Source organism: uncultured Haliea sp. (genome assembly GCF_963973825.1).
Lineage (GTDB): Bacteria > Pseudomonadota > Gammaproteobacteria > Pseudomonadales > Halieaceae > Haliea.
On the sequence record NZ_CAXBAE010000004.1, the window covers coordinates 37,306 to 57,909 of the forward strand.

General features: G+C 64.5%; 17 protein-coding genes. 13 read left to right on the plus strand and 4 right to left on the minus strand.

The genetic code is table 11. The features are described 5' to 3' along the window. Positions 1-191: 191 nt before the first annotated feature. Positions 192-545, plus strand: coding sequence for a UrcA family protein (locus AACZ17_RS06615; protein WP_290742722.1), 354 nt, complete (start codon positions 192-194; stop codon positions 543-545). 65 nt (positions 546-610) lie between these two features. Here AACZ17_RS06615 and AACZ17_RS06620 read toward each other — a convergent pair whose 3' ends face one another. After that, positions 611-1,552 carry a prenyltransferase gene (locus AACZ17_RS06620; protein WP_290742724.1) on the minus strand — a complete coding sequence of 314 codons (942 nt, stop codon included), beginning with the start codon at positions 1,550-1,552 and terminating at the stop codon, positions 611-613. A 157-nt stretch (positions 1,553-1,709) separates the two neighbouring features. Here AACZ17_RS06620 and AACZ17_RS06625 point away from each other — a divergent pair, with 157 nt between their 5' ends. The 9 genes from AACZ17_RS06625 (at position 1,710) to AACZ17_RS06665 (ending at position 12,492) form a co-directional block, all read left to right on the plus strand. After that, positions 1,710-3,140, plus strand: coding sequence for an amidohydrolase (locus AACZ17_RS06625; RefSeq protein ID WP_290742727.1), 1,431 nt, complete (start codon positions 1,710-1,712; stop codon positions 3,138-3,140). Positions 3,141-3,229: 89 nt separating this feature from the next. Beyond that, the gene (locus AACZ17_RS06630) at positions 3,230-3,712 is read left to right on the plus strand and encodes a MarR family winged helix-turn-helix transcriptional regulator (RefSeq protein ID WP_290742730.1); all 483 of its coding nucleotides are present in this window, start codon (positions 3,230-3,232) and stop codon (positions 3,710-3,712) included. After that, positions 3,709-5,409, plus strand: coding sequence for an aromatic amino acid hydroxylase (locus AACZ17_RS06635; protein ID WP_290742733.1), 1,701 nt, complete (start codon positions 3,709-3,711; stop codon positions 5,407-5,409). Before AACZ17_RS06630 ends, AACZ17_RS06635 begins: the two co-directional genes overlap by 4 nt. Positions 5,410-5,520: 111 nt before the next feature. Beyond that, a complete protein-coding gene (locus AACZ17_RS06640) occupies positions 5,521-6,693 on the plus strand; it encodes an acyl-CoA dehydrogenase family protein (protein WP_290742736.1) in 1,173 nt (390 codons plus the stop codon). Between the two features lies 1 nt (position 6,694). Beyond that, complete coding sequence (locus AACZ17_RS06645; protein ID WP_290742739.1) at positions 6,695-7,327, plus strand: glutathione S-transferase family protein; 633 nt, start codon at positions 6,695-6,697, stop codon at positions 7,325-7,327. A gap of 84 nt (positions 7,328-7,411) precedes the next feature. Then, positions 7,412-8,560 carry an acyl-CoA dehydrogenase family protein gene (locus tag AACZ17_RS06650; RefSeq protein ID WP_339638035.1) on the plus strand — a complete coding sequence of 383 codons (1,149 nt, stop codon included), beginning with the start codon at positions 7,412-7,414 and terminating at the stop codon, positions 8,558-8,560. A 16-nt stretch (positions 8,561-8,576) separates the two neighbouring features. Continuing rightward, entirely contained in the window at positions 8,577-9,701 is a 1,125-nt protein-coding gene (locus AACZ17_RS06655) for an acyl-CoA dehydrogenase family protein (protein ID WP_290742747.1), read from the plus strand. Between the two features lie 86 nt (positions 9,702-9,787). Then, entirely contained in the window at positions 9,788-11,170 is a 1,383-nt protein-coding gene (locus AACZ17_RS06660) for an AarF/ABC1/UbiB kinase family protein (protein WP_290742750.1), read from the plus strand. Beyond that, positions 11,170-12,492: an AarF/ABC1/UbiB kinase family protein gene (locus tag AACZ17_RS06665; protein ID WP_290742753.1), complete on the plus strand. Its 1,323-nt coding sequence runs from the start codon at positions 11,170-11,172 to the stop codon at positions 12,490-12,492. Before AACZ17_RS06660 ends, AACZ17_RS06665 begins: the two co-directional genes overlap by 1 nt. On the opposite strand, the gene nagA is transcribed toward AACZ17_RS06665, so the two are convergent. Next, a complete protein-coding gene (nagA, locus tag AACZ17_RS06670) occupies positions 12,489-13,664 on the minus strand; it encodes an N-acetylglucosamine-6-phosphate deacetylase (RefSeq protein WP_290742756.1) in 1,176 nt (391 codons plus the stop codon). The two genes, AACZ17_RS06665 and nagA, sit on opposite strands and share 4 nt — an antisense overlap. A gap of 137 nt (positions 13,665-13,801) precedes the next feature. On the opposite strand from nagA, the gene AACZ17_RS06675 reads away from it, so the two are divergent. Beyond that, positions 13,802-16,246: a penicillin acylase family protein gene (locus AACZ17_RS06675; RefSeq protein WP_290742759.1), complete on the plus strand. Its 2,445-nt coding sequence runs from the start codon at positions 13,802-13,804 to the stop codon at positions 16,244-16,246. Positions 16,247-16,300: 54 nt separating this feature from the next. Then, positions 16,301-17,839 (plus strand): cryptochrome/photolyase family protein, encoded by a 1,539-nt coding sequence (locus AACZ17_RS06680; protein ID WP_290742762.1) that lies wholly within the window; start codon positions 16,301-16,303, stop codon positions 17,837-17,839. On the opposite strand, the gene AACZ17_RS06685 is transcribed toward AACZ17_RS06680, so the two are convergent. Both AACZ17_RS06685 and AACZ17_RS06690 read right to left on the minus strand, forming a co-directional pair. Then, positions 17,784-17,972: a DUF2256 domain-containing protein gene (locus tag AACZ17_RS06685; protein WP_339637987.1), complete on the minus strand. Its 189-nt coding sequence runs from the start codon at positions 17,970-17,972 to the stop codon at positions 17,784-17,786. The genes AACZ17_RS06680 and AACZ17_RS06685 overlap by 56 nt on opposite strands. After that, the gene (locus AACZ17_RS06690) at positions 17,959-19,293 is read right to left on the minus strand and encodes a DASH family cryptochrome (protein WP_290742765.1); all 1,335 of its coding nucleotides are present in this window, start codon (positions 19,291-19,293) and stop codon (positions 17,959-17,961) included. The genes AACZ17_RS06685 and AACZ17_RS06690 overlap by 14 nt, the downstream gene beginning before the upstream one ends. A 201-nt stretch (positions 19,294-19,494) precedes the next feature. On the opposite strand from AACZ17_RS06690, the gene AACZ17_RS06695 reads away from it, so the two are divergent. Then, positions 19,495-20,604 (plus strand): NADH:flavin oxidoreductase, encoded by a 1,110-nt coding sequence (locus tag AACZ17_RS06695; protein WP_290742768.1) that lies wholly within the window; start codon positions 19,495-19,497, stop codon positions 20,602-20,604.

Consider the following 20,604-nt stretch of genomic DNA (forward strand, 5'->3'; position numbering starts at 1 on the left):
TGTGAAGAGTCGATTACGCAAGCCATTCGTCGCTGGATTGATGCATTTCATCGCTGGCCCCCTGCAACTCATCGAAAGCCCCTGTCGGCAGGCGCACGGGGCCTCTAATCTGTGTTCCATGGACAGCGCGGGACACCACCTAGCGGGTCCTCAAACCAACAACAACGCCACATTTGGCCAGGAGAACGACCATGCAACCATCAATCAAAAAGTACATCGCCACACTCGCTTTCGGTGCATGCAGCACAGTAGCCCTTGCAGCCACTGCTGCCACCGCGCACGAAGACACGCTGGTACTGGCCAAGGGAATGGAAGCCGCCAGTGTGCGGGTTGAGCTCAGCGACCTCAATCTGGATACCGCGCAGGGTCAGCAAGTGCTGCATCAGCGGATCAGCGCGGCTGCTCGCGAAGTCTGCGGTTCTGCCGATTACCGTGCCGCTGGTGGCCTGCGCCAGGCCGCCAACAACCGCGCCTGTCACGCCTCAGCGTTTGCCGAGGCTGTGAGCCAGGTTGGCGCCGAGCGCGTCGCCGCTACCCTGCGCTAGCGAGGTCAACTCCCGCTACCCCTGGTGGGAGTCCCGGGGAGTCACCGTCAGGTGGCTCCCTTTTTTTATAGCAGCGTATCGAGAAGCACGCCGGCGAGGAACAACGGCGTGAACTGACGCGTGTGACGGAAACAGGCTGCGGAGAACCAGAGTGGCCAGAGCGTCGCAGAATAGGCTGGCGGCCGGCTCTCGGGCTTGCTTGTACGCAGCGCCCGCAACGTTTTCTGCAGGGCGGGGACGCTGGCAAAAACCAGCAATAGCGGCCAGCCAAATGTCTGCGTCAGGACCAGCGCCAGCGTCAGCGCGTATTGCGCCAGCAGCAGGGCAGCGGTAGTTCCTCGCGCGCGCTTTTCGCCCAATAATACCGGCAGGGTGTGAACGCCCTTGGCACGGTCGGCGCCGAGCTTGTCGATGTGTTTGCCGAACAGCACGGTAGTGGGCCCCAGGGCGAATACCAGGCTGAGCCATGCCACCTCGTTGCTCCATGCGCCGGAAACCACGAAGTAGGTGCCCCCTACCATCAGTGGCCCCCACACCAGAAGCACGGCGGGTTCTCCGAGGCCGATAGTTTTCAACGGCCAGGTGTAGAACAGCACAAAGAAGGCGCCGGCCAGCAATAACGCCAGTGTCGGCCCGCTGCGTTCGCTCACCAGCCAGAGGCCCAGCGCCAGCGCCACACCGGCGGTGAACGCGAAATAGCGCCAGAATTGTGCCTCGCTCATCAGGCCGTCTTCCAGCACGTGCACACCGTACTGATTGCGGTAGTAATTGCCGCGGTCAATGCCCCTGCGGGAATCGGTGTAGTCGTTGAGCAGGTTGTTGCTGGCATGTGCGAATAACAGGCCGGTTGCGCAGGCGAGCCAGAAGAGCGGGTCGAAACGGCCGGCACGCCAGGCCAGTAACCCGCCGAGCATGGCCGCGGTCAGTGTCATGAACAGCACGGATGCCCTGCAGGCCAGCAGCCACCGCGCCACGGGGTCCAGCTGCGCCCATTGCTCAGTGGTCACACCGGGCATTCCATTCAGGGCTGCCGCCCACAATCTGAGGTTTACCACATCCACAAACCTTGCTCAGGACCCTTCAGCCTGCAAGCATATCAGGCATTGTGTCGCCTGCGATGGTAAGGTGGCGAAATCCCCGCTTCAGCTCACGGAGGCAGATACCATGCACAGATTCACCGCGATTGCGGCGCTCACCACAGTCCTGATGGCCAGTGCAGCACAGGGCGGCAACGAGGAGAGTATGCTCCTCAGGCTCGATCGCGAGCAGCCGCACTACGCCGAGCTGGCACTGTCCCTCTGGGACAAGGCCGAGCTTGGCTACCTGGAGAACGAGAGTAGCGCCCTGCTGCAGGACACGCTGGCCCGCGCGGGGTTCAGCATTGAGACCGGCGTGGCCGGACTGCCCACGGCCTTTGTTGCCAGCTACGGCAGCGGCGCCCCGGTCATCGGTCTCCTGGCTGAATTCGATGCGTTGCCCGGTATTTCCCAGACCGCAGCACCGGTAAGGGAGCCCGCAACGGAGAAACACAGCGGTCACGCCTGCGGCCACCACCTGTTCGGTGCTGGCTCGGTAGCCGCGGCGGTCGCCGTGCGTCACTGGATGGAGGAAAACGGCGTAAGTGGCACCCTTCGGCTGTACGGCACGCCGGCGGAAGAGGGCGGCTCCGGCAAGGTATACATGGTACGAGCCGGCCTGTTTGAGGACGTGGATTCAGTGCTGGTGTGGCACCCGTCTGACCGCAATCAATCCAATCCCGCGACGACGCTGGCCAACAAGTCTGCCAAGTTCCGTTTTCGCGGCGTGTCCTCGCATGCCGCCGTGGCCCCGGAGCGCGGGCGCTCTGCGCTGGATGGCGTGGAGGCGATGAATGTCATGGCCAACATGTTGCGTGAACACATGCCGCAGGAAGTGCGCATGCACTACGTGATCACCAGTGGTGGCTCGGCGCCGAACGTGGTGCCGGACTTTGCCGAGTCTTTCTACTACCTGCGTCATCCCGAGGCGGCAACCCTGGAAGCGCTCTGGGAACGGCTGGTCGCAACGGCTGAAGGCGCCGCGCTGGGTACCGGCACCGAGGTGAGCTACGAGGTGATTCACGGCAACCACAGCGTGCTGCCCAACGAAACCCTGGCGAGGACCATGCACGAGCGCCTGTCGCAGGTCGGGGGTGTTCAGTACAGTGCGCGCGATCTGGCGTTCGCCAACACGCTGGCGGAGTCGCTGGCCCAGAGCGAGGCAGATCTGGCTGCCGCCGCGGCACGCATAGAGCCCTTCGCACCCTCGCGCAGTATGGGCTCGACGGATGTGGGAGACGTGAGCTGGGTGGTGCCGACAAGTGAGATGCGTGCGGCGACCTGGGTGCCGGGTACTGCGCCCCACACCTGGCAGGCGATTGCCGCGGGCGGCACTGATATCGGCGTCAAGGGTATGATGGTGGCGGCCAAAACCCTCGCGCTCACTGCTGCGGACCTGTTCCAGCAACCGCAGCTTGTGCGTGCGGCACGCAGCGAATTCGAGCAGCGTCGGGGCGAGGATTTCAGCTATCGTCCGCTGTTGGGTGATCGCGAACCGCCGCTGGACTATCGCAAGTAGCAGGCGGGTGGTCGTGGGGAATTTGGTTGCATTGGAAACCACTTTCCCCGGGCGTATACTCAGGGCCTGTCTCTGCCTGCAGGTGCCCTATGCCGAATTCTCTTTCCCTCGCGCGATTCCTGCCTTACCGCTGCAACAGCCTGGCGCGCAAAATCAGTGTTTCCCTGTCGCGTATCTACAGTGACCGCTTTGGCCTGAGCATTCCCCAGTGGCGAGTGCTGGTCACACTCGCCGAATACGGTGAGTTGCAGGCACGGCAGGTCACGGAACTCACGACGCTGGACAAGGTGCAGGTCTCGCGGGCGGTCGCCGGCCTCGCCGAGCGCAGTCTGCTACGGCGTCGCAGTTGTGACCGCGACAGCCGGGCATCACTGCTGCGCCTCAGTGAGTCTGGCCTGGCGATGTTTCGTCGTATCGAACCGGAGGCGCTGGCCTGGGAAGAGGCGTTGCTGGCTCCCCTGCAAGCCAGGGAGCGGGACACACTGTTCAACCTGCTCGACCGACTGGATCTGCAATTGCAGGCGATGGCTCCGACCCCGGACGGCACAGAACGCCCGGAGAGTGCTGCATGACACAGGAGGAGGTGGTCGCCAGCCTGCCGACACACCTGCGGCCCTTTGTGGAGGTCCAGAATTACCAGCAGCAGTACACGGCGCAGGACCAGGCGCTCTGGCGATTTATCATGCGGCACCTGGTGCGGCAGCTGCGCGACACTGCGCATCCGGTGTATCTGGAGGGTCTCGCCCGCACCGGCATCGCACTGGATCATATTCCCTCAATCGACGAGATGAACGCCTGCCTCGCGCAGTTGGGCTGGCGCGCCGTTGTGGTCGACGGCTTTATTCCGCCGGCCATCTTCATGGAGTTCCAGGCGCTGCGGGTACTGGTGATCGCACTGGATATGCGCAGTGTTGAACACGTTGTCTATACCCCGGCGCCGGATATCGTGCATGAGGCGGCCGGGCACGCACCCTTTATCGTGGATGTCGACTACGCTGAATTCCTGCAGCGTTTTGGCGAAATCGGCATGCGGGCCATCGCCTCCCGGCGCGATCACGCACAGTACGAAGCGATTCGTGAGCTCTCGATACTCAAGGAAACACCGGGCGTGGAGCCGCAACGCATCGCCGCCGCGGAGCAAACGCTGAACGCGCTGCAGGCGGTCGAAGAAGCGCCCTCCGAGGCAGCCCTGCTGGCACGCCTGCACTGGTGGACGGTGGAGTATGGCCTGGTCGGTGATGTCGCGGATTACCGCCTGTTCGGGGCCGGACTGCTGTCCTCCCTGGGCGAGAGCCGCCATTGCCTGGACGACCTGCGGGTGCGCAAACTGCCGCTTACGGTGGACGCGGTGTCGCAACCCTATGACATCACCCGGGAGCAGCCACGGCTGTACGTCACCCGCAGCTGTCGGCATCTGAGCCAGGTGCTGGAAGAGTTCGCCGCGACCATGGCGTATCGCGTAGGCGGCGCAGCGGCGCTGCGTCAGGCGATTGCCGCCGGCACCGTGTGTACGGCGGAATATGACACGGGTGTTCAGGTGAGTGGCTGCTTCACGTCGGTGTTCTGTGATGCGGTTGGCAAGGCGGTGTATATGCAGTGTGTGGGGCCGACCCAGATCGCTTTCCGGGGCGCGGAGATCTATGGACACGGCACGACAACGCACGCCGAAGGCTTTGGCTCGCCGATTGGCAAGCTGAAGGACTTTACCCGTTGTCTGTCCGAGTACTCGGTGGATGAGCTGAAGGCGCACAACATACGCATTGGGGAGCCGGTTTGCCTGGAGTTTCTGTCGGGCATCACCGTGCGCGGATACCTGCAGGATGTGCTGCGGCAGGAACACCGCAATCTGCTGCTCAGCTTCAGCGACTGCACGGTGACCGACCTGCAGGGTGAAGTGCTGTTCGAGCCGGCATGGGGGCGCTACGACATGGCGGTGGGCGGAGCAATCTGCTCGGTGTTTGGTGGCAGCGCGGACCGCGCCAAGTACCCGCTCTACCAGCCCGTCAGCAGTGCGCGTTCCCCGTGCGCAACGCCCGATGCCGAACTGGAGGCGGCCTACCACGCGGTGGCGACGCTGGCGCTGGGTGCTGATCAGGCCCCGGTGGTCAGGGCACTCGATGCCCGGCCTGAGGACTGGCTGCTGCGGGCAGAGGTGTTGGCCCTGGGTGACCGCGCCCCTGCGACCCTGGCGCAGCGTGCGCGTCGTGAACTGCGCGAGATCGGCGCTGCGCATCCGGAGCTCCAGGAGGTCCTCGCACTGGTCTCCTAGCGGAACGGCGATGGTGCCTGCCCGGGGGCGGTGCCGCCTGCAGGGCATGCATCCCGGCGAGGCTTACCGTACTATACCGGCTCGCCTGAAATCACCGCCCGGAGAGGACCGATGTCCCTGGATTTTGACAGTGCACGATTACCCAACCCCTGGTGCACCGAGGAGCACGAAGCCTGGCGTACGCAGCTGCGCCGTTTTATCGACACCGAAATCATGCCGTTTGCCGATGATTGGGACGAGGCGGGCGAGATTCCGGCAGCGCTCTGGCCCAAGGCCGCGGCTGTGGGGTTACTGGGGCTGGGCTATCCGGAAGCCTATGGGGGCACCAGTGAGGGCATCGACAGCTGGCACGCGTGGATCACCCAGGAGGAACTGGCGCGTATCGGGGCCGGCGGTATCCCCGCCAGTCTCATGGTGCACGGTATCGGCCTGCCGCCGGTGATCCACTGGGGCTCCGAAGACATGAAACAGCGGGTGGCTCCGCCGGTGTTGGCCGGCGAGAAGCATATCGCCCTGGGGATTACTGAGCCCGGAGGCGGCTCCGATGTGGCCAGCCTCACCACAACCGCGGTGCGCGACGGCGACGTCTACGTGGTCAACGGCTCCAAAACCTATATTACCGGGGGCATGCGCGCCGACTGGGTGTCCACCGCGGTGCGCACGGGCGGCGAGGGCGGCAAGGGCGTCTCCATGCTGCTGATTCCCACAAACGCAGAGGGCTTCAGTCGCACCCCGCTGAGCCGCAAGCAGGGCTGGTGGGCATCGGACACGGCAACCCTGTATTTTGACAATGTGCGGGTGCCCGCAGACCAGCTGATCGGGCCGGAAAACCAGGGTTTCTGGGTGATCATGACCAATTTCAACGGCGAACGCATGGCGATGGCCGCCGGCATGGAAGCGATGGCGCGTGTTTGCCTGGAAGAGGCAGTGGCCTGGGCCCGCGAACGCCGTACCTTCGGCAAGCGCCTGGCGGATCACCAGGTCATTCGCCACAAGATCGCGCAGATGAAGCAGAAGATCAACGCCACCCAGGCGTACATACGCTTGTGCTTTGAGACGATTGAAGCGGGCACCGCGAACCCGGGCGATATTGCCCTGCTCAAGGTGCAGGCCAGTGAGACGGTGGAGTTCTGTGCCCGCGAGGCGATGCAGATACTCGGTGGCATTGGCTACATGCGCGGCAGTCGCGTCGAGCGGATTTACCGCGAGGTTCGGGTCAACGCGATAGGCGGCGGCTCGGAAGAGATCATGCGTGACCTGGCGGCGCGCCAGTACGGAGTCTGATATGAAGTTATGGCACTGCGGTGGCGCCCGCTCATTGCGTCCCCTGTGGACGCTGGAAGAGCTGGGCCTGGACTATGAGCTGGAGGTGCTGCCGTTCCCTCCGCGGGTGATGCAGCCGGATTACCTCAAAGTGAACAGCCTGGGCACGGTGCCCTATTTTGTCGATGGTGATACCGTGATGACGGAGTCGGTGGGGATTTGCCAGTATCTGGTAGACCGCTACGAAGATCGGGGCCTGGGCCTGCGCCCGGAACACCCCGACTACGGCGCCTACCTGAACTGGCTGCACCACAGCGATGCCACGCTCACGTTTCCCCAGACCATTGCCCTGCGCTACTACTTTTTCGAACCGGATCCGGCCAAGCGCGCGGTAGCGGATGACTACGCGAAGTGGTTTCGGGCCCGCCTGCGGCGCCTGGATGAGTGCCTCGAACGCCAGGCGTACCTGGTGGCGGAGCGCTTTACCGTGGCGGATATCGCCATCGGCTATGCACTGTATCTGGGCCAGATGCTGCACCTGGACAAGTATTACAAACCCGCCACGGCAGACTATCTGCAGCGGCTGATGGCGCGCCCGGGCTTCCAGCGTGCGAATGCCCAGGCTGAGCCCCTGGTGCTGCCCGATGTGGTTTGAGTGCCTACTGTTGACGAGGAGTACGCTGTGAGTCAGGTGAGTGATCGGGAAAAGGCAGAGTTTCGGCAACAGGTGGGGGCGTGGATGCAGGCCAACCGCCCGGCGGATCCCGGGTTCCTGCTGCCGCAATCCTTTATGGAGGTCGGCAGCGAGCAGCAGCTGGACTTCCTCCGTGAGTGGCAGCACAAGGTGTGGTCGGCGGGGTATCTGGGCATGGCCTGGCCGCGGCAATACGGCGGGCAGGGCGTGGATCCCGTCTACCAGTCCATCGCCGATCAGGAGATGCGTCGCCATGGCGTTCCCATCTGCTTCAACGTGATCGGCCTGGGCTGGGCCGGGCCGCTGATCAACGACATCGGTACGGAAGCCGAGAAAGCGCGCTACCTGAAAGGCATTCTCTCGGGCGAGGACATCTGGTGCCAGGGGTTTTCCGAGCCGGACCACGGTTCCGACCTCGGCAGTGCGCAATTGCGGGCCCGGCGCGAAGGTGATGAATACGTGCTCAATGGCACCAAAATCTGGACCACCATGGGCAACTTCGCGAAATACATGATCCTGCTCGCGCGTACCAATCCGCAGGCGGAGCGCAAGTACGATGGCCTGTCGTTCTTCCTGGCGCCGATGCAGGTGCCGGGAATCGACCCGCGGCCGATACGCAAGCTCACCGGGGAATACGGGTTTACCGAAACCTTTTTCACCGATGCGCGCATCCCCGCCAGCTGTCTGATGGGGGAGGAGGGGCAGGGCTGGAAAATCGCCATGCGCACGCTGCAATACGAGCGCGGCGCGGAAGCCGGTGCGGCGGGTGGCCTGGCCTTTGTGCGCATCGCGATCGACGACATGATTGCCGAACTGGCGGACGTCGAGCGCGACGGCGAACCCGCACTGCAGGACCCTGCGGTGCGCGACCAGCTTGTACAAATGATCATGGAGGAAAAAGCGGTGGTACTGTGTGACCGGCGTGCCGCTATACCGGCCCTGACCACGGACTACCCCTTCTCGCTGCCACTCTCGAACAAGCTGCGTTTCACCGAGAGCACCCGGCGCATGCGCCAGATGGCCATCAACCTGCAGGGCGCGGACGGTGGCCTGTATGTGGGCGACGCGGCGGCGCGCCAGGGCGGCTTCTGGCAGCGGGCCTATCTGAACAGTTTTTCCGCCACCATCGGCGGCGGCACCAGCCAGGTGCAGGCCAATATCATTGCAGAGCACATCCTGGGTTTGCCCAAGTAAGGAGAGAACGGTGTCGGTGATTGGGAATACAGCGCTGGATTTCACTGATGACCAGGCGATGATCCTGGATGTGGCCCGGGGTTTCTGTGCCGACAGGTCACCGCTGGAACGCGTGCGGGACTTGCTGGAATCAGACCTCGGCTACGATCCTGCGGTCTGGGGCGAGATGGTCGACATGGGCTGGCCGGGGATGGCTCTGCCAGAAGCTGTAGGCGGTTCAGGGCTGGGCGTGTCGGTGGCGGTTCCCGTGTGCGAGGCGCTGGGGCGGTCCCTGCTGGGCGGCCCCCTGCTGGCTACGCTGCTGGCGGGCCAGCTCTTGTTGCGCGCCAGCGCGGGACGTGACTGCAGCGCTGTGCTGGCGGCGATTGCCGCCGGAGCGCCTGCCACCATCGCCTTGCTGGATAACGCCGACTGGGGCACTGAGCAGATCCGCTGTGAACTGGGCAGCGATGGCGTGCTGCGTGGGGTCAAGCAGCAGGTGATGGAAGCCGCCGCCGCGGCGTGGTTGGTGGTCGTGGCACAGGAGCAGGGAGAGCCCGTGTTGGCGGTGGTGCCGGCAGCGGCCGTTGCGCCGGAAGCGCGGCGCAACCACGTATTGATCGATGCCACGCGTCGCGCCCAGACCATCGACTTCAGTGGCGTACAGGTTGCAGGGGATGCGGTGCTGCGCGGCCCCGACGTTGCCCGCGCGCTGCGGGACGTGCGTCTTCTGGGGGGGTTGTTGTTGGCTGCAGAAGCCGGCGGCAGCGCCGCCAGCTGTCTGGACACAACGGTGGAGTACCTCAAGACCCGTACACAGTTCGGCAAGCTGATAGGCTCCTATCAGGCGCTCAAGCACCCCTGTGTCGAGATTCTCATGGCATTGGATGCCACCCGATCGTTCGTCTACCACGCGGCCACCCTGGTCGGTGATGGACCGCTGGATGAGGAGGCGGAAATCGCCTGTCGCATGGCGAAGGCGCAGGCAACAGAAACACTCAAATATGCCGGCGATCGAGCGGTGCAGTTCCACGGCGGCATGGGCTTTACCTGGGAGTGCGACGCGCAGCTCTATGTGCGCCGCGCGCAGTGGGTGCAACAGGCCTTCGGCGATGCCCAGCATCACCGGAAAAGGCTCGCGCGGCTGCTGCTTGATCGCTGAATCCGGCCTGTCTGGCTTCTGCCCGGCCTCACGTCAGTCCGGGGGCGACATCGTTGCGTATCAGGCCCATGGGTAAACGCAAGCCAATGTCATCTCTGCGCAGCGGCGGCCTGGGTCGCGGTCTGTCCATGTCGCTGGCCGGCTTGCGCGCCGGCGGTGCGTTCGCCCTGGATGGCGCGCTTACCCGGCTGCGTGCCGGTGGGGAGCAGCAGCCGGATGCGGGAGACTCGGAGTTCCTGCGCCGCGAGGCCCGTCGCTTCGTCGCCGAGTTGGGTCGCCTGAAGGGCACTTACGTGAAAATCGGGCAGATGTTCGCACTGCTCGGCGAGCACTTTCTGCCGCGTGCCCTGACCGAAGCCCTGCAGGAACTCAATGCCGCCACCCAGCCGCTACCCTGGTCCGAGATTGGCCCCGCACTGCACACGAGCCTCGGTGCCCGCCTTGACGAGCTCGATGTGGAACAGGAAGCCCTCGCCGCCGCCTCGCTGGCGCAGGTGCACCGGGCCACGGTACGGGCGACGGGCGAGCGTATTTGCCTCAAGGTGCAGTATCCGGGCCTGCGCGATGTGATCGACAGCGATTTCGATACGGTCGTGCGCATGCTGGTGCTGGCGCGCTGGCTGCCTGCCGGGCGTCAACTGGACGATTGGCTGGAGGCAATGCGGCTGCACCTGCACCATGAAATCGACTACGATCGCGAGGCGCGCCTCGGCGATGCGATGGCCCAGCACGTGCAGGGTGCGCCTGCGGCTGCGAACGCCTGCCGCTACCATGTGCCGCGTCGCCACCCGCGCTACTGCGCAGCAGACGTACTGGCGCTGGAATATATCGAAGGGCACCTGGTCACGGATACTGCGATCGGTGAACTGTCGCAGCGCCGACGCAATGCGCTGGGGCGCGCCATGCTGGATCTGTTTTTTCGCGAACTCTACGCCTGGGGCCTGCTGCAGACGGATCCGAACTTCGGCAACTACCTGATCCGCAGCGGGCCGCGCAGCGACCAGCTGGTGTTGCTGGATTTTGGCTCGACACTCGAATGCGAGGCCGCGTTTCTGCAACACCTCGGGGGGGCCATTGCCGCGGGCCTGGAGCAGGACCGCACTGCGCTGCTCGCAAGCCTGGTGGGCCTGGGGTGCCTGAATGCGGGCAGCAGCGCCTATGCCCGCGATACGTTCACCGATTTCTGTTTTGCCTTGCTCGAGCCCCTGCGGCCCCCTGCACAGCTGCCCGCGGAGTACCTCAACGCGGACGGTGATTATTGCTGGGGCCGCTCCCAGTTGCTGCGCCGCGCGGGAAAACGCGCCGCCAGTTCTGCCGCCTCGCTGGATTTTGCCACGCCCTCCCGTGATTTCGCCCTCATTGCCCGCAAGCTCACAGGCGTATTCACGTTCATCGCGGTGCTCGATGCGCAGTTCAACGGGCACGACCTGGCCGCCGGGCACATTGCGCGCTGGCGGGCTGCAGGCTGATGGCGGAGCGCGACAAGGAACGCCCGGTTCCGGCAGGTCGCCTGCGGCGTCTGGCGGGCATGGCGCGGCTTGCCGGCGGTGTGGCCGGTGGCATGCTGGCGGAGGGTGAGCGGCAGCTGCGCGCCGGCAAGCGGCCCAAAATGCGCGACATGCTGCTGACCCCGGGCAACGCGCGTCGCGTGACCCGCGAGCTGTCGCGCATGCGCGGCGCCGCCATGAAGCTGGGGCAGATCCTGTCCATGGATACCGGGGACTTTCTGCCCCGGGAGCTCGCCGAGATTCTTGCACGCCTGCGCGCGGACGCCGATGCCATGCCACGCTCACAGCTGGAGGCGGCCTTGCACGGTGCCTACGGCAAGCGCTGGGATCCTGCTCTGTACGATTTCCAGTGGCAACCGCTGGCGGCTGCCTCCATCGGTCAGGTACACCGTATCCGGGCGCCAGATGGCCGCCCGGCAGTGCTGAAGATCCAGTATCCCGGTGTGGCGGACAGTATCGAGAGTGATGTCGACAACATCGCCAGCCTGCTGCGGGTGTCGGGCCTGCTGCCGCGGCATCTGGACGTTGAGCCGCTGTTGGCCGACGTGCGTGTGCAGTTGCGGGAAGAGGCGGATTACCTCCGCGAGGCGAAATTCCTGCAGCGGTTTCGCGACGCGCTGGCTGAGGACACCAGGTTTGTGCTGCCTGAAGTGCTGCCCGACCTGACGCGGCGCACGGTTCTGGCCATGACCTATGTAGCGGGCGAGCCCATCGAGACCCTGGCGCTACAGCCCGCAGCGGAACGCGACCGGGTGATGACGGCGCTGCTCGAGCTGCTGCTGACGGAACTTTTTTCCCTGCGTCTGGTGCAGACGGACCCGAATTTTGCCAATTACCGGTACCGCGACAGCGACGGCGCGATCGTGCTGCTCGACTTCGGCGCTACGCGGCGCTTTCGCGCCGGTTTCGTGCGGGATTACGGCAAGCTGGCAGCGGCGGCCATGGCGGAGGACCGGGAAGGGCTGGCGCGTGCGGCACAGCGCGTCGGCTACGCCATGGGTGACCCCGGTTCGCAGTACCGCGAGCTGGTGCTGGACATGCTCTTGCTGGCGTTGGAGCCGCTGCGGCACCCCGGTGCCTATGATTTTGGCGCGTCGGACATGCCGGCACGGCTGATGGAACTGGGCCAGTCTGTCACCGGGTTTCGAGATTTCTGGCAGGCGCCGCCGACGGACGCCATTTACTTCCACCGCAAGCTGGGCGGTTTGTTCATGCTGGCACATCGGCTGGGTGCACGTGTCGATGTGGGCGCGCTGATGGCTCGGCACACTGGCACAGCCTAGGGGCTGGGGGCGTGATCCTGGCGCACGCCACCGAGCCAGGTGGCGCTCACCGCAAGCGTATCGTCCAGAAGGGCGATGTCCGCCCGGGCGCCCGCGGTGAGGTGACCCCGCGAGGCATCGCCCAGCAGTTGCGCCGGGTAGCATGACGCCATGCGCAGGCACTCATCCAGTGTCAGCCCGACAACCTGGTGACAGTAGCGTACCGCGTCCACAAGGCCGATGGCGCTGCCGGCAAGGGCGCCTTCCGCGTTGACCAGTCTGCCTTCATGCTCCTCGATGCGCTCCCCATACAGCGTGAACCAGCGCTGTTCGCTACCCACGGTCGCCATGGCATCGCTGACCAGGAACAGGCGACCGGGCCCGGCGCAGCGCTGTGCGAGGCGGATGCTGGCCGGGTGCACGTGATGACCATCGGCAATGATGCCCAGCCAGTCCGTGAGGCTTTCCAGCGCCGCTCCGGTGACGCCGGGTTCCCGTGCCAGCAGTGGACTCATGGCATTGAACAGGTGGGTGAAACCGCTGAGTCCTTCGCGCCGTGCTGCCTGCACCACCTCGTAACCGGCATCGCTGTGGCCGGCGAACACGGTTACACCGGCCTCGCACAATGTGCGGATTTGCCCCGGGGCCATGATTTCGGGTGCGACGGTGAGCAGGCAGCGCAGGTCTGACAGGCTGCACAGCCAGTCGATATCCGCCTGCATGCAGCGCCGCAGGCGATCGCCGCGATGCGTACCGCGCCGCGTTGCGGCGAAAAAGGGCCCCTCGATGTGCAGCCCGAGTACGCTCGCTGCAGCGGGGTTGTCGCCCGCCTGAACGGTGCGCACCGCGTCGGCGCCTGCGCGCAGAACGTCGGGCGCGTCACTGAGCAGGGTGGGCAGCACGGCGGTGGTGCCGTAGCGGCGATGGCTCGTGGCTATCTGCAGCAGGCTGTCCACGGTGGGCGCGTTGTTGAACTGCACGCCGCCACCGCCGTTGACCTGAAGGTCGACAAAGCCGGGCACCAGCATGCCATCGGGTACGGTCTCGCGGGGCAGCTCGGGGGGCAGGCTGGCAATCGGCACACGGTTGACGATGCGCTCTCCCGCGAGCAGCAGGGCACTGTCTTCATGCCAGCGCTCGCCGTCAAACAGGCGGGATACGCAGATCGCGCGATCGGTGCTGAAAGTGTTCATGCGGTGCGCTCCTGTCCCTGTTACGCCCCGAAATTTGAGCGTCGGTGTGCGCGAAACTAGCGTACATTAGTGTTATGCTCACAGCCACCCGGCGACGCCGTTAGCGCGTAATCTCAACCCATAATAAGAGGTTTTGCATGCCCTCACGTACTGTTCTCGCGGCGTCCCTGTGCATTGTGCTGGCTGCCTGTTCCGACTCCAGCGACCAGATTGCGCCACCGCCTCCGCCACCTGAACCGGAACTCACCTATTCTGCTGAAATCCGCCGCACTGAGTATGGCATACCGCACATCCGTGCAGAGGATTGGGGCAGCCTGGGCTACGGCTTCGGTTACGCCTACGCGCAGGATAACTACTGCGTAGCGATGCGTGAAATTGTCTTTGCCGCCGGCCGCTCAGCAGAGCTCATGGGGGAAGAGATGGGCAATGTCGAATCGGACTTCCTGTTTCGCTTTCTCAACGGTGACAAGGACGCTTTCGCCGAGGAGTTTGTCTCGGCCCTGCCACAGTTTGCCCGTGATCTCGCCGAGGGCTACAGCCGGGGCATGAATCGCTACCTGGAAGAAACCGGTCTCGATAACCTGCCCGAAGGCGATTATGGCTGTCGCAACGCCGACTGGGTATACCCCATCGACAGTGTGGACCTGTTCCTGTTCCTGCGCCGAGAGGCGCTGCGTGGCAGCTCGGAGCAGGGTTTGTTCCGGCGCGCGATTCTGGCCACCACAGGCCCTGATGAAGGTGCCGCACCCGCCCCTGATGCGCTGGACGATGCCGTGCGCGCGCTGCAGGATGCCGCCGTAGCGCTGCGCGATATTGACCGCGGCAGCAACGGTTTGGCCCTGGGTCGCGATGCCACCCGCAGTGGCAAGGGCATGTTGTTGGGAAATCCGCACCAACCCTGGTTCGGCAGCGGTGCCTGGTATCAGGCTCATCTGACGCTGCCGGGGGTGTACGATGTCGCCGGTGCTGCACTGCACGGCTTCCCCTTTATCGGTATTGGTTTCAACCGGGACGTGGCATGGACGCATACGGTGTCACTGGCCAACCGCTTCAGTCTCTACGAACTGAAGCTCAACCCCGACAACCCGCTGCAGTATGACTACGACGGTGAATGGCGAGACATCGTACCGCAGACCGTGACCATCCAGGTGCGCCAGCCTGATGGCAGCCTGCAGGATCGTGAGCAGGTCTTCTATGTGTCGCACTATGGCCCGGTGGTTAACCTGAAGGGGGTGGCGTCGCTGTTGGACGGCTGGCCGATGTTCAACGGCTCTGTACTAGCGTTTCGCGATGCCAATATCCTCACCGGGATTCGCGGTATAGAACAGTGGATCACCAAGGGGCAGGCGGGCTCAATCGAAGAGTACGTTGATGCCCTCCAGAGCATCGGTAATCCGGTGTTCCATGAACTGGCGGCTGACCGGGCGGGCCAGGCGTTCTACGGCGAGCTGTCAGCGGTGCCCTTTGTCACCCAGGCCCAGCTCGATCGCTGTATCAACGGTGTGGTCGGGCCCCTGCTGGCGGCTGCGACCACCAACGTCATCCTGTCGCTGGACGGCTCCGATCCGGCCTGCGAGTGGGGTACGGACCCCGAAGCCCCACCGGGCAGCAACCTGTACGGTGGCTCCAGCCTGCCGCAGCTGCTGACCACAGACTACGTAGGCAACAGCAACAACAGTTACTGGCTGTCCGATGCCAACAATCCCCTGGAGGGCTTCCCGGTCATCATGGGGCCAGTCGGGTATGAGCGGCAGCAACAGTTCCTGCGCACCCGCATTGGCCACATCATGGTGGAGGAGCGCAAGCAGGCCACCGATGGTCTGGATTCGGAGCCGCTGTTCAACCTGGAGACCCTCAAGGGCCTGATGTACGCAAACCGCGTTTATGGTGCGGAGGTCGTGCTGGATGACGTGCTGGCCATTTGCGCCACTGAGGCTGCCGCGCCGGTCCTGCAGGCCTGCAACGTCCTTGCCGGCTGGGATCGCCGGGTCAACGTGGACAGCCGGGGTGCACAGATTTTCACCGAGTTCTGGAAAGAGATCAGCGATGAACTCGGCAACAGGTTCCAGAACATTGTACAGAGTGACGAGTTCTGGGCAGTGGATTTCAATCCGGAGGATCCGCTTAACACGCCATCCGGCATTGACCTGGGCGTACCGGCCAACAGCGCGCGGGTGGTCAATGCACTGGCCGTGGCGGGCGAGAGGCTGGCAGCGGCCGGTGTGCCGCTGGACGCGCCCTGGGGCGAGGTGCAGGTACTGGAACGCAACGGTGTGCGTGTGCCTATCCACGGTGGCTCGGGCACCATGGGCGTGTATGGGGCCATCAGTGCGGCCTTGCGCGACACCGGCTATGTCAATCCGGGCAGCGGCAATTCCTATATCCAGGCGGTAACCTGGGACGATTCGGAGTGCCCCATTGCCGATGTGATCCTGGTTCCCTCGCAGTCCACCAATCCCGAATCGCCGCACTTTGCCGACCAGACCGAGCTCTATGCGAACAAACAGTGGGTGCGCTTCCCCTACTGCGAAGCGGATATCGCCGCCCAGCAGATTGGGGAGACATTGATTCTGCAGGAATAGCCCCGGAGCGCATCCGGGCGTGGTCCGTGCGCCACCCGGGTGCGTATTGTGTGCATGCCTGCATCGCGCCTTGTTCTCGTGCTGGGAGACCAGCTGTCCCTCGCCAACCCCGCTATCGCCAGCGCTGATCCCGGGGAGGATCTGTTGTTGCTGGCGGAAGTCGCTGAGGAAGCGAGTTACGTGCCACACAACCGGCACAAGATCGCGCTGATTTTCTCTGCGATGCGGCATTTTGCCGAGGAGCTGCGGGCGCGCGGTTTTCAGGTGCACTACATTCGCCTCGCGGACGGCGTGCCCTCCCTGCAGGTGGCGCTGGCGCAGGTGATGGAGCGCCACCCCTGCGCAACTGTGCGGGTCTGCGAGCCCGGTGAGTACCGGCTGCGCTTGGCCATGGCCGGGTGGCCGCAGGCGCTGGGTATCGAGCTGGAAATGCTGGAAGACAGCCGGTTTCTGGCCAGTCATGGCGAGTTTCGTGCATGGGCGCAGGGCCGCAAGCAGCTGCGGATGGAATACTTCTACCGTGACATGCGGCGCCGCTACGGCGTATTGCTGGAAACGGATGGGCAACCCGCGGGTGGTCGCTGGAACTACGATCAGGAAAACCGCGTTGGCTGGCGCCAGCAGCGCGAGATCCCGCAACGCCGCAGGCTTCAACAGTCTGCCCTGACCCGCGAGGTGCTCGCCGAGGTGGCAGAGGCTTTTCCCAGCAATCCCGGCGATCTGCAGCAGTTCAACTACGCCTGCACGGCCACAGAGGCCCGTAGCGAGTTCGACTGGTTTTTGCGGCACGCGTTGCCCGATTTCGGTAGGTATCAGGATGGGCTGACAGAGGCGTCGCCCTGGCTGTTTCACAGCAAGATTTCCATGTACCTGAATATCGGCCTGCTGGAGCCGCTGGAGCTGTGTCGCGATGTGGAACAGGCATGGCACGACGGCCACTGCAGCCTCTCTGCTGCAGAGGGCTTCATCCGCCAGATTCTCGGATGGCGCGAATATGTGCGAGGCGTGTACTGGCTGCTGATGCCGGACTACGCCGAAGGTAATGGCCTGGACGCCCGGATGCCGTTGCCGGCGTTTTTCTGGAATGCTGAAACCGACCTGCGTTGTCTGCAGCGCGCCGTGAGCCAGAGCCTTGATCTCGGCTATGCCCACCACATCCAGCGCCTGATGGTCATTGGCAACTTCGCCCTGCTGGCGGGCCTGGATGTGAAGGCGGTGTGCGAATGGTATCTGGCCGTGTATGTGGATGCCTTTGAATGGGTGGAGCTGCCCAATACCCTGGGTATGGCCCTGCATGCCGACGGGGGTGTCATGGCCAGCAAGCCCTATGCGGCCAGCGGCAAATACATCCAGCGCCAGGGCGACCATTGCAGGGAGTGTCGCTACTCACCGTCACGCATGACCGGAGAAGGCGCCTGCCCCTACAACGCGCTGTACTGGCGTTTTATCGACCGGCACCTGGAGGCATTGTCGGAGAACCCGCGCATGGGCCTGATCACCGCAAACTGGCGCAAGCGCAGCGCCGCCGATCGCGAGGCTATCGTCGTCTGGGCCGACCAGGCTCTGCAGCAGCTGGTGGGTCCACCCGGCTGACGCTGTTGCGCCGGCTTGCGCAGCGTCGGGAGCAGTAGCGGACCTGTTCCCAATTGAGACGCCAGCGCGCCCGCCACTGGAACGGCCTCGCACACACCGGGCACAGTTTGCTGGGGCGTTCAGTCCGGCCCACGGTCGGCCTCCGGGGTGTCTGGCATCAGCGGCCAGTCCGCGGCATCGGTCACGTACAGTGGCTGCTTTGGCCGCTGTCCGCCCCATTTGGTCGTAAACAGCCCCTCCGGGTCGTGTTCCGCCGCCTGCTTGGCCTGATTGAAGCGGCGCCCGCCGCGCGGGTCGCAGCCAACGCCGGCGATGTACTGCCAGTTGCCATAGTTGCTGCCCACATCGTAGTCGATGAGGTGTTTCTCAAAAAACGCGGCGCCGTAGCGCCAGTCCAGCCCCAGCTCGTGGATCAGGCAGCTGGCACTGATCTGCCGACCGCGGTTGCTCATCCAGCCGGTCGCCAGCAGCTGGCGCTGCAATGCGTTGACCAGCGGGAAGTCGGTATCTCCCTGACACCAGCGGGCAAAGGCTCTTGGATCGAAGGTGCAGAAGCGGTTGTTGCGCCCGGTTCCAAGCCCCTCGAAGCGAAACAGCCGATGTCGGTCTTGCAGGGCGCGCCAGTGAAAAAACTCACGCCAGAGCAGCTCAAACACGAGCCAGTGCGTGGACGCGTTGGCCCCCAGCTCGGCCTCGAAACGGTACACGGTGTGCGCGACTTCCCGCGGAGAGAGCGCGCCGCCGGCCAGCCAGGGGGAGAGAGTACTGGAACCGGTCAGTGGATCCAGGCAGTTGCGGGTCTCCTTGTAGTGCGCAAGCGCCTGCTCTCCGAACGTGAACTGCTGCAATCTGCGCTGTCCGGCACGGCTGCCACCGCGCAGCGGCAGGGCGGTGTGCGGCGCAATGGGTGCAGCAGGCAGCGGTGCGAAGGTCAGGCCCGCCGGTGGGGGCGGCAGGTGTCCGGGGGCTTCCAGAGGGTGATCAATGGCCAGCGACTCGACCGCCCTGCGAAACGGCGTGAACTGCAGGGGCAGGTCTTCCAGGGCAAAGGGCAGCTGCTGGCGCCGAAACAGGGTGTTGCCACTGTGCACCTGCAACGGAATCGACAGGCGCTGGCGTAGGCGCTCCAGCTGCTGTTCCTCATACACGCCGGCGCAACGGCTGGTCCCGACCCGGTCAATGCGCCACTGACGCACCAGCTCAGGCAGTAGGGTCTCCGGCTGGCCGCGGAGTACCAGTAAGTCCTGTCCGAGCAGTCCGAGCTGTTCCCGAAGGTCCTGCAGGTGCTCAAGGGTGACGCGCTGGCGCTGTTTGCCAAGGCCGCGCAGATTGCACCACGGCCGGGGCTCCTGCCAGATGTAGACCAGCAGGAGCTCTGAGGCTGCGGTGTGGGCCATGAGCCCCGGGTTATCCTGCAGGCGCAGGTCGTTCTGTAGCCAGTAGAGTTCGCGCATTGTTCCGCCGTCTGGGTCTGTGTTCTGTGTACGCAGGCGGGCTCTGCGCAGATTGACAGTCCCCTCGACAGGTCTTTTCCATGGCTTGCCGTGGAGCTTCGGGTTGCCGCGAGGGCCGCCATATTTGCTTTTTCGCGGCTGGTGTTGGGCAATCGGCTGGTATACGCTGCCGCGCAGGTTTTAATCCCCTCCGGAGCCCGTATGCCTGCGACCAACCCCCTTCTGCAACCCGTCAACCTTGGTGGGCTCGCGCTGCGTAACCGGGTCGTGATGGCACCGATGACCCGCAATTTTTCCCCGGGAAATGTCCCGGGGGACGCGGTGGTGGAGTACTACCGTCGTCGTGCCGAGGGCGGTACCGGCCTGATTATTACCGAGGGTACCTGTGTGGGCCATCTCGCGGCCAACGGCTACCCGGATGTGCCGTATTTCCACGGTGAGGCGTCCCTGGCGGGCTGGCGGCGGGTTGCCGAGGCCGTACACGCCGAGGGTGGGAAAGTCGCGCCGCAACTGTGGCACGTGGGTGGCATGCGCAGTGCCGGGGTGATGCCCGAGGGCGATGTGCCGGGCTACACGCCTTCAGGCATGAATGTCCCGGGCAGGGTGAACCGGCATGCGATGACGCAGCAGGACATCGACGATGTGGTTGCCGCGTTCGCACGGGCTGCCGCGGACGCCAGGGCCTGCGGTTTCGATGCCGTGGAACTGCACGGTGCTCACGGGTACCTGATCGACCAGTTCTTCTGGGAGGGTACCAATCAGCGCCAGGATGCCTACGGTGGCAGCCTGGCCAAGCGCTCCCGCTTTGCGGTAGATGTCATTCAGGCGGTGCGCCGTGCTGTCGGGGCCGGCTTCCCGATCATTTTCCGCTTCTCACAGTGGAAACAGCAGGATTTCAGCGCACGGCTGGTCGATAGCCCCGCCGAGCTCGATGAGTTCCTGGCGCCGTTGACCGCGGCAGGCGTGGATATCTTTCACTGTTCCACGCGCCGCTTCTGGGAGCCGGAGTTCGCAGGCTCCGCGCTCAACCTGGCCGGCTGGACCCGCAAGCTCACCGGCAAGCCGACGATTACCGTGGGCAGTGTCGGCCTCAACGCGGATTTCATACCCAAACCCGGTGAAACCACGTTCCGGGAAGCGGAACCCGCCAGCCTGGACGAGTTGTTGCGGCGGCTGGATGCGGGTGAGTTCGATTTGGTGGCGGTAGGCCGGGCGCTGATCGCCAACCCCGACTGGGTGCAGCACGTCGCCGCGGACAACCTGGCGCAGCTGCGCGCCTTTCGTAAAGAAGATCTTGCAAGCCTCGCATGA

Excerpts from the sequence above, each read along its gene's own strand:
- AACZ17_RS06640 (WP_290742736.1), top strand. The coding sequence starts at position 5,521 with ATGTCCCTGGATTTTGACAGTGCACGATTACCCAACCCCTGGTGCACC.
- AACZ17_RS06665 (WP_290742753.1), top strand. The coding sequence starts at position 11,170 with ATGGCGGAGCGCGACAAGGAACGCCCGGTTCCGGCAGGTCGCCTGCGG.
- AACZ17_RS06615 (WP_290742722.1), top strand. The coding sequence starts at position 192 with ATGCAACCATCAATCAAAAAGTACATCGCCACACTCGCTTTCGGTGCA.
- AACZ17_RS06675 (WP_290742759.1), top strand. The coding sequence starts at position 13,802 with ATGCCCTCACGTACTGTTCTCGCGGCGTCCCTGTGCATTGTGCTGGCT.
- nagA (WP_290742756.1), bottom strand. The coding sequence starts at position 13,664 with ATGAACACTTTCAGCACCGATCGCGCGATCTGCGTATCCCGCCTGTTT.
- AACZ17_RS06650 (WP_339638035.1), top strand. The coding sequence starts at position 7,412 with ATGCAGGCCAACCGCCCGGCGGATCCCGGGTTCCTGCTGCCGCAATCC.
- AACZ17_RS06690 (WP_290742765.1), bottom strand. The coding sequence starts at position 19,293 with ATGCGCGAACTCTACTGGCTACAGAACGACCTGCGCCTGCAGGATAAC.
- AACZ17_RS06630 (WP_290742730.1), top strand. The coding sequence starts at position 3,230 with ATGCCGAATTCTCTTTCCCTCGCGCGATTCCTGCCTTACCGCTGCAAC.
- AACZ17_RS06635 (WP_290742733.1), top strand. The coding sequence starts at position 3,709 with ATGACACAGGAGGAGGTGGTCGCCAGCCTGCCGACACACCTGCGGCCC.
- AACZ17_RS06625 (WP_290742727.1), top strand. The coding sequence starts at position 1,710 with ATGCACAGATTCACCGCGATTGCGGCGCTCACCACAGTCCTGATGGCC.
- AACZ17_RS06645 (WP_290742739.1), top strand. The coding sequence starts at position 6,695 with ATGAAGTTATGGCACTGCGGTGGCGCCCGCTCATTGCGTCCCCTGTGG.
- AACZ17_RS06660 (WP_290742750.1), top strand. The coding sequence starts at position 9,788 with ATGTCATCTCTGCGCAGCGGCGGCCTGGGTCGCGGTCTGTCCATGTCG.
- AACZ17_RS06695 (WP_290742768.1), top strand. The coding sequence starts at position 19,495 with ATGCCTGCGACCAACCCCCTTCTGCAACCCGTCAACCTTGGTGGGCTC.
- AACZ17_RS06680 (WP_290742762.1), top strand. The coding sequence starts at position 16,301 with ATGCCTGCATCGCGCCTTGTTCTCGTGCTGGGAGACCAGCTGTCCCTC.